The organism is uncultured Stenotrophomonas sp. (genome assembly GCF_963519925.1).
Lineage (GTDB): Bacteria > Pseudomonadota > Gammaproteobacteria > Xanthomonadales > Xanthomonadaceae > Stenotrophomonas > Stenotrophomonas maltophilia_AE.
Genome location: NZ_CAUQPH010000016.1, coordinates 45,646 through 52,127, shown reverse-complemented (window position 1 = coordinate 52,127; position 6,482 = coordinate 45,646). Strand labels below are relative to the sequence as shown.

Here is a 6,482-nt window from a genome sequence, read left to right as displayed (position 1 = left end):
GGTGCTGCGGCAGCCACCGGTGCCGGCGCCTGCATCGCGGCCGCTTCGCGCGCGATGGCATTGGACATGGCCCCGGCCGGCGCGACGATCTCCGGTTCGGCCACGGCGAGCGCGCTGTCGGGCGCATCGACCAGCGCCGAGTATTCGCGGACCAGGCGGCCCTGGCCCCAGTCGGCTTCGACCAGGAAGTTCAGCGACGGCGTGGTGACCGGGGCCTGCGACGTGACCCGCACCACGGCACGGCCGTTGCTGTCGCGGGAGAGTTCGAACTGCAGTTCGCTGACCAGGCCGGTCGGGCGCTCCAGCCCGACCCGGGCGAAGGTGACCGGCGAGGCCAGCGCCACGCGCAGGTTTTCCAGTTCGGACGGGTCGGCGGAAATGACCGGGATTTCAGCCAGCAGCGGCTGGCCGGGCTTGGACAGCACCCGGATGTCGCCGAGGCCGAGGGCCATGGCGGAGCTGCTGGCCAGGGCCAGCAGCAGGGTCGACGCATACTTGAGCGGGCGCAACGCGCCCGTAACCCGGTTCTTCATGGCAGGCAATATAGCGATTCCCGACCAATCCAGCCACGCAGCATTTCAGCCACGCAGGGCGTGGCGCCATGCACGCGCGCAGGCATCGCTCAACCTTCGGCGGCGACCAGCTCGGCCAGCTGCACCGCGTTGAGCGCTGCACCCTTGCGGATGTTGTCCGACACGATCCACAGGTTCAGGCCGCGCGGGTGCGACAGATCCTCGCGGATGCGCCCCACGTACACCGCATCGGTGCCCGAGGCATGGGTCACCGGGGTCGGGTACCCACCCGCTTCATGCCGGTCGACCACTTCCACGCCCGGCGAACGCGACAGCAGCTCGCGCGCCGCATCCGGGGTGACCTTGTCGCGGGTTTCGATGCTGACCGCTTCGGAGTGCCCGTAGAACACCGGCACGCGCACGGCGGTGGGGTTCACCAGGATGCTGTCGTCGCCGAGGATCTTGCGGGTTTCCCAGACCAGCTTCATTTCTTCCTTGGTGAAGCCATTGTCCTGGAAGTCGTCGATGTGCGGGATCAGGTTGAAGGCGATCTGCACCGGGAAGCGCTGCGGGTCGATGTCCTGGAAGCTGAGCAGCTGGCCGGTCTGCTTGCCCAGTTCTTCCAGTGCCGAGCGACCGCCGCCGGAGACCGACTGGTAGGTGGCCACGTTGATGCGCTGGATGCCGTACTGGCGGTGCAGCGGGGCCAGCGCGACCAGCATCTGCATGGTCGAGCAGTTCGGATTGGCGATGATGCCGCGCGGGCGGTTCTTCAGCGCTTCGGGGTTCACTTCGGAGACCACCAGCGGCACATCGTCGTCGTAGCGGAAAGCCGAGGAGTTGTCGATCACCACCGCGCCGGCGGCGGCGAACTTCGGGCCATATTCCTTGGACACGCTGCCGCCTGCGGAGAACAGCGCGATGTCCACGCCGCTCGGGTCGAACGTGGCCAGGTCCTGGACCTTGACCTTGTTGCCTTCGAATTCAATCTCGCCGCCCGCCGAACGCGAGGACGCGAGCAGGCTGAGCGTGGCGATCGGGAAATTGCGCTCGGCCAGGATGGCGAGCATGGTTTCGCCAACGGCGCCGGTGGCACCGACGACGGCGACGTGGAAACGACGATCTTGATTGCTCATGGGAACCTCTTCAACCGTGATGGGGAGTACCGACCAACGGTCGGTACCTACCGGAATATTCGGGAACGCGGATTGGGCTCGGGGAACCTCGCGCAACAGGCGCGGAGATTCCCTATCGTTTTGCGTCGTCGATTTTTTTGGCGGCCACGGCGTCGGCGTTGATGGCGCTGGGCGGGTTGCCGGCATGCGCGCCCAGGCCGAGCGCGGCCAGCAGGTTGTCCACCGCCAGCTGCACCATGGCGCGGCGGGTGGCCAGGCTGGCGCTGCCGATATGCGGGGTCAGCACGATGTTGCGCAGGGCCAGCAGCTCCGGGCGCACGCTCGGCTCGCCCTCGAATACGTCCAGCCCGGCGGCCGCCAGCCGGCCGTTCGCCAGTGCATCGGCGAGCGCCGCTTCGTCGACGATGCCGCCACGGGCGATGTTCACCAGGGTCGCGGTGGGCTTCATTTTCGCCAGTGCGGCGGCGTCGATGATGTGGTGCGAGGCCGCGCCGTAGGGCAGCACCAGCACCAGGTGGTCGGCCTGGGCGAGCAGCGTGTCCAGGTCGACGTATTGCGCGCCGACTTCGGCTTCGGTCGCCTCGGGCAGGCGCGAACGGTTGTGGTAGAGCACGCGCATGCCGAACCCCAGCGCACCACGGCGGGCGATGCCCTGGCCGATGCGGCCCATGCCGAGGATGCCCAGCGTGCTGCCATGGATGTCGGCGCCGAGCATGGTCTGGAACGACCACTGCCCCCACTGCCCCTCTCGCAGCCAGCGCTCGGCTTCGGTGATCCGCCGCGCGGTCGCCATCAGCAGCGCGAAGCCGAGGTCGGCGGTGGTTTCGGTCAGCACGTCCGGGGTGTTGCTGGCCAGGATGCCGGCCGCGCTCAGCGCGCCGATGTCCAGGTTGTTGTAACCCACGCCGACATTGGCAATCGCGCGCAGCTTCGGCGCGTTGGCGATCTCGGCCGCGCCGATGCGTTCGTTGAGGGTGATCAGCGCGCCATCGACCTGGGCCAGCTCTCCGGCCAGCATCGCGGGCGTATAGCGGGTCACCTCGCGGGTCATCGCGAGCTCGACATGCTGCCCGAGCTGTTCGATCACATCATCGAACAGGGGTTGGCTGACCCAGACGCGGGGGCGCATGTCAGCCATCGATGGATCCGGGGATGCGCGGCGTGATTTCGCCCACGTCACCGCACTGGGCGCGGTGGCGCAGCGCCTGGTCCATCAACACCAGCGCCATCATCGCTTCGGCGATGGGGGTGGCGCGGATGCCTACGCACGGGTCGTGGCGACCGGTGGTGATCACATCGACCGCAGCACCGCTGGCGTCCACCGTCGCCCCCGGCAGGCGCAGGCTCGAGGTGGGCTTGAGCACGATCGAGGCAGTGACCTGCTGGCCGGTGGAGATGCCGCCGAGGATGCCGCCGGCATGGTTGCTGGCGAAGCCTTCAGGGGTGATCAGGTCACGGTGTTCGGTGCCCTTCTGCGCGGCGCTGGCAAAGCCGTCGCCGATCTCCACGCCCTTGACCGCGTTGATGCTCATCAACGCCGAGGCGAGTTCGCCATCGAGCTTGCCGTAGATCGGCTCACCCCATCCCGGGGGCACGCCATCGGCCACCACGTTGACGCGCGCGCCGACCGAATCGCCGGACTTGCGCAGCGCGTCCATGTAGCTTTCCAGCGCGGGGACCTGTTCGGCCACCGGCCAGAAGAACGGGTTGTCTTCCACCGCCGACCAGTCATGCCCGGTCGGGGTGATCTCGCCCAGCTGCGACAGGTAACCGCGCACGGTCACCCCGAAGCGCTGCAGCAGCCACTTCTTCGCAATTACGCCGGCGGCCACGCGCATGGTGGTTTCGCGCGCGGACGAGCGCCCGCCACCGCGCGGGTCGCGGATGCCGTACTTCTGCCAGTAACTGTAGTCGGCATGGCCCGGGCGGAATTGCTGGGCAATGTTGCTGTAATCCTTGCTGCGCTGATCGGTGTTGCGGATCAGCAGCGCGATCGGCGTACCGGTGGTGCGCCCTTCGTACACGCCCGACAGGATCTCGACCTCGTCGGCCTCGCGCCGCGCCGAGGTATGCCGGCTCTTGCCGGTGGCGCGGCGCTGCAGGTCGTGGGCGAATTCGTCGGCACTGATCTCCAGCCCCGGCGGGCAGCCGTCGATCACGCAGCCGATCGCCGGACCGTGCGATTCGCCGAAGGTGGTGACCGAAAGCAGCTTGCCGAAGGTATTGGAACTCACGGCCGCTGCGCTGCCAGTTCGGTGATGCGGGCGCTGTGGGCGATCAGCTCGCGGCACTCGACCGCGAAGATGCCCATCTGGCCGACCTTGAACTCAACCCACGCAAAATCGACTTCCGGCAGCAGCTTGATCAGGTGCTGCTCGGATTCGCCCACTTCGCAGATGAGCAGGCCGTCTTCGCTCAGGTGCAGCGGGGCGTCGCGCAGGATCTTCAGCACCAGGTCCAGGCCGTCGTCGCCGGCACGCAGGCCCATCTCGGGCTCGTACGAGTATTCCTGCGGCAGCGCGTCGGTTTCGTCGTTGGTGACGTACGGCGGGTTGGTCACTATCAGGTCGTAGTGCCGGCCGGTAAGGCCATTGAACAGGTCCGACTTGAGCAGGGTGACGTTGTGCGCCTGCAGGCGTTCCTTGTTCTCTTCAGCCAGCGAAAGGGCCTCATCGCTGAGGTCCACGCCGTCCACTTCCCAGTTCGGGTAGTAGTGGCCCATGGCGATGGCGATGCAGCCCGAACCGGTGCACAGGTCCAGCGCGCGGTGTACGTCACGGCCGGCCAGCCACGGTTCGAAGCCGGTTTCGATCAGCTCGGCGATCGGCGAACGCGGCACCAGGGCGCGGCGGTCGCTCTTGAAGCTCAGCCCGGCGAACCAGGCCTCACCGGTCAGGTAGGCGGCCGGCAGGCGCTCGCTGATGCGGCGCTCGAACAGGGCCAGCACCTCGGCCTTCTCCGACCCGAGGACGCGCGCGGCGCCGTAGGCCGGGCCCAGGTCGTGCGGCAGGTGCAAAGCGTGCAGGACCAGCTGGGTGGCTTCGTCCAGGGCGTTGTCGTAGCTGTGCCCGAAGGTCAGCCCGGCGGCGTTGAAACGGCTGGTGCCGTAGCGGATCAGGTCGATGATCGTATGGAGTTCGGCGGCCGTTTCGGCGGTCATGGCAGGGCAACAGACAAAGTGGCCCCAGATTATAGGCGCTGCGGCGCAGCACGGCATCCGTTGCAGTCGAAACGGTGCGGCCGGCGCCCCATCCCCTATCATGGTGGCCCCCTTCGGGAACGGGCTTACATGTTCAATCGCAATGTCGGCATCATCCTGCTCATCGCGCTGGCCGCCGGGCTCGGCCTGGTCGTCGCCCAGAAAGTGTTCGCCCCCACCACGGCGGGTACCCGCCCGGCCACGGAGTCGATCACCTTCTACCCGCAGCCGCGCCCGCTGCCGGAGTTCAACCTGGCCCAGTCGGACGGTACCCGGCTGATTCCCGGCGAGCTCAAGGGCCACTGGACCCTGGTGTTCCTGGGCTTCCTGGCCTGCCCCGACATCTGCCCGACCACCCTGGCCGACCTCGCCCAGGCCCAGAAGCAGTGGGAAGCCCAGCCGGAAACGCTGCGGCCCCGGCTGGTGTTCGTGTCGGTGGACCCGGAACGCGACACCCCTGCGCGGCTCGGCGAGTACGTGCACGCCTTCCACAAGGACACCCTGGCCGCCACCGCCGACGTCCCCTCGCTGGAACGCTTCGCAACCGCACTGGGCTTCGTGTTCCAGAAGGTGCCGGGCAAGGACTTCGAGCAAAAGCCCCAGGATTACACCCTGGAACACTCGGCCGGCCTGGCCGTGCTGGACCCGGAAGGCAGGCTGGCCGGCCTGGTCCGCCCTCCCTTCAATGCGCAGGCCATCGCCCGCGACCTGAACCTGTTGACCGAGAAATCCGCCCCATGAGCCTGACCACCACGCTGAGCTACGTCCTGCCCCACCGCCTGCTGTCGTCGATGGCACGGCGCCTGGCGTATTCCAGCAACCCGCGGATCTCGCGCTGGCTGATCGACACGGTGACCGAAAAGTTCGGGGTCAACCTGGCCGAGGCCGCCAATCCGGACCCGCGCAGCTATGCCACCTTCAACCAGTTCTTCACCCGCGCGCTCAAGCCGGGCGCGCGCGTGCCCGATGCCGGCGCGCGCACCCTGGTCATGCCGGCCGACGGGCGCATCAGCCAGCTCGGCGCGATCGAGGATGGGCGCATCTTCCAGGCCAAGGGCCAGTCGTTCACCGCTGCCGAGCTGCTCGGTGATGCGGCCGATGCCGAAGTGTTCCACCACGGCCTGTTCGCCACGGTGTATCTGTCGCCGAAGGACTACCACCGCGTGCACATGCCGTGGACCGGCACCCTGCGCGAAACCGTGCACGTGCCAGGCCGGCTGTTCAGCGTGGGCCCGGCTGCGGTCAACAACGTGCCAGGGCTGTTCGCCCGCAACGAGCGCCTGGTCTGTCATTTCGACACCGATTTCGGTCCGATGGTGCAGGTGATGGTCGGCGCGCTGCTGGTGTCGGGCGTGGAGACGGTGTGGGGTGGGGAAGAGATCCCGGCCTATGGCGATACGATCACCCGCAAGGATTACCGCGGCAAGGGCATCACCCTGGAGCGTTTCGCCGAAATGGCGCGCTTCAACTATGGCTCCACCGTGATCGTGCTGCTGCCGCCGGGCGTGGCGGACTTCGCCCCGCATCTCGACGCGGAGCATGCAGTCAAACTCGGACAGGCGCTTGCCACGTTGAGGTGATTCCTGCGGCATGCACCCCGCGGGTGGCGACGCGTTCTTCGCATCGGCCCTCATT

The 6,482-nt window shown here is 67.7% G+C and carries 6 protein-coding genes and 1 pseudogene; 2 read left to right on the top strand and 5 right to left on the bottom strand.

The window, feature by feature from the left end; all coding sequences use genetic code 11:
• The 5 genes and pseudogenes from RWO33_RS05415 to prmB all read right to left on the bottom strand — a co-directional run.
• Positions 1-533 (bottom strand): annotated as a pseudogene (locus tag RWO33_RS05415) (fimbrial protein FimV); the annotation flags it as partial.
• A gap of 89 nt (positions 534-622) precedes the next feature.
• Positions 623-1,648: an aspartate-semialdehyde dehydrogenase gene (locus RWO33_RS05410; RefSeq protein WP_145479872.1), complete on the bottom strand. Its 1,026-nt coding sequence runs from the start codon at positions 1,646-1,648 to the stop codon at positions 623-625.
• Between the two features lie 112 nt (positions 1,649-1,760).
• A complete protein-coding gene (locus RWO33_RS05405; protein ID WP_314102865.1) occupies positions 1,761-2,786 on the bottom strand; it encodes a D-glycerate dehydrogenase in 1,026 nt (341 codons plus the stop codon).
• Complete coding sequence (aroC, locus tag RWO33_RS05400) at positions 2,779-3,882, bottom strand: chorismate synthase (RefSeq protein WP_145479868.1); 1,104 nt, start codon at positions 3,880-3,882, stop codon at positions 2,779-2,781. The genes RWO33_RS05405 and aroC overlap by 8 nt, the downstream gene beginning before the upstream one ends.
• Positions 3,879-4,808, bottom strand: a complete 930-nt coding sequence (gene prmB, locus RWO33_RS05395; protein ID WP_145479865.1) for a 50S ribosomal protein L3 N(5)-glutamine methyltransferase — start codon at positions 4,806-4,808, stop codon at positions 3,879-3,881. Before prmB ends, aroC begins: the two co-directional genes overlap by 4 nt.
• A gap of 129 nt (positions 4,809-4,937) precedes the next feature.
• Between prmB and RWO33_RS05390 the strand changes: the two genes are divergently transcribed.
• Together RWO33_RS05390 and asd are read left to right on the top strand one after the other, a co-directional pair.
• On the top strand, positions 4,938-5,588 hold the full coding sequence (locus RWO33_RS05390) for an SCO family protein (protein WP_314102860.1): 651 nt from the start codon (positions 4,938-4,940) through the stop codon (positions 5,586-5,588).
• A complete protein-coding gene (gene asd, locus RWO33_RS05385) occupies positions 5,585-6,427 on the top strand; it encodes an archaetidylserine decarboxylase (RefSeq protein WP_314102857.1) in 843 nt (280 codons plus the stop codon). Before RWO33_RS05390 ends, asd begins: the two co-directional genes overlap by 4 nt.
• Positions 6,428-6,482: the final 55 nt, after the last annotated feature.

Bases quoted from the DNA above. Each gene is read 5' to 3' on its own strand.
- RWO33_RS05410 (WP_145479872.1), bottom strand. From the start codon at position 1,648: ATGAGCAATCAAGATCGTCGTTTCCACGTCGCCGTCGTCGGTGCCACC.
- RWO33_RS05405 (WP_314102865.1), bottom strand. From the start codon at position 2,786: ATGGCTGACATGCGCCCCCGCGTCTGGGTCAGCCAACCCCTGTTCGAT.
- prmB (WP_145479865.1), bottom strand. From the start codon at position 4,808: ATGACCGCCGAAACGGCCGCCGAACTCCATACGATCATCGACCTGATC.
- RWO33_RS05390 (WP_314102860.1), top strand. From the start codon at position 4,938: ATGTTCAATCGCAATGTCGGCATCATCCTGCTCATCGCGCTGGCCGCC.
- asd (WP_314102857.1), top strand. From the start codon at position 5,585: ATGAGCCTGACCACCACGCTGAGCTACGTCCTGCCCCACCGCCTGCTG.